We start from the raw sequence: 1,450 nt of genomic DNA on the forward strand, positions 1-1,450 counted from the left end.
CCGAGGCCGCCAAGGTCATCGAGAACACCCAGCGCGACCTGAACATCGCCCTCATGAACGAGCTGGCCATCATCTTCGACCGTTTGGGCATAGACACCCTGAACGTGCTCAAGGCGGCCGGCACCAAATGGAATTTCCTCCCCTTTCGTCCGGGCCTGGTGGGCGGCCACTGCATAGGCGTTGACCCCTACTACCTGACCTACCGCGCCGAAATGGCCAGCTACCAACCCCAGGTCATCCTGGCGGGCCGCCGCATCAACGACACCATGGGCAAGTTCATCGCCGAAAAGACCGTGAAGCTCATGATCGCGGCGGACCAGAACATCAAGGGCGCCAAAGTCGGCGTCCTCGGCCTGACCTTCAAGGAAGACTGCCCGGACCTGCGCAATTCCAAGGTCGTGGACATCATCGCCGAGCTTGAGAGCTACGGCGTGACCGTGCTGGTGCACGACCCCATCGCGGACCCGGCCGAGGCCAGGGAGCATTACGGGATCGAGCTGGTCGGGCTGGATGAGATGCATGGGTTGTCGGCGCTGGTGCTGGCTGTGGCGCATGAGGAGTATCGGGGGATGGATGTGAGGGTGTTTGGGGGGATGCTGGGGGCGAAGTGTTGTTTGGTGGATGTGAAGGGGATGGTGGATGTCGAGGCTGCCGAGAAGAGTGGCATGGGAGTCTGGCGGTTATGAGTGAAGGCCAGATGAACAGGGCCGTCTTCCTGCAAGTGTGCATCAATGTGGTGAGGAGCGCCTGCTGCCTTCCGACGGGAGCTGCATCTCATGCGTAAGATCCTTGTCACCGGCGGAGCCGGTTTCATTGGCAGCAATTTCGTGCTGGATTGGCTGGCCCATGCAGATGGGGCCGTGGTCAATCTTGACGCGCTGACCTATGCCGGGAATCCCGAAAATCTTGCCGAAGTCCGAAACGATCCAAGGCATATCTTCGTCAAGGGCAGCATCGACGACATCGCGCTCGTCGTTCAACTCCTGGCCGAACACCGCCCCTGCGCCATCGTAAATTTCGCCGCCGAGTCCCATGTGGACCGCAGTGTCCATGGTCCGGAGGATTTCATCCAGACCAACATCGTGGGCACTTTTCAGCTGCTCGAAGCGGCCAGGGATTACTGGAACACCCTTTCGGGCCGGGAGAAAGCGGATTTTCGCTTTCTGCACGTATCGACCGACGAGGTCTACGGCTCCCTCGCCGACGCGCAGCCCGCCTTCACCGAGTCCAATCCGTACCAGCCGAACAGCCCGTATTCCGCCAGCAAGGCGGCTAGCGACCATTTGGTGCGCGCCTACCACCATACCTACGGCCTGCCCGTCGTGACCACGAACTGCTCCAACAATTACGGTCCGTTTCAGTTTCCTGAAAAGCTTATTCCCTTGGTCATTCATAACGCCTTGGCGGGAAAACCGTTGCCCATTTACGGCGACGGGAGACAAAAACGGGA

Annotated in this window: 2 protein-coding genes; both read left to right on the forward strand. The window is 60.0% G+C overall.

What is annotated here, in order from left to right:
* The coding region (locus EOL86_14895; protein ID NCD26856.1) for a nucleotide sugar dehydrogenase at nucleotides 1-686 on the forward strand (686 nt) is incomplete at its 5' end.
* Nucleotides 687-776: 90 nt separating this feature from the next.
* The coding region (locus EOL86_14900) for an NAD-dependent epimerase/dehydratase family protein (protein NCD26857.1) at nucleotides 777-1,450 on the forward strand (674 nt) is incomplete at its 3' end.

Source organism: Deltaproteobacteria bacterium (assembly GCA_009930495.1).
In the GTDB taxonomy this organism is placed as follows: Bacteria; Desulfobacterota; Desulfovibrionia; order Desulfovibrionales; family Desulfomicrobiaceae; genus Desulfomicrobium.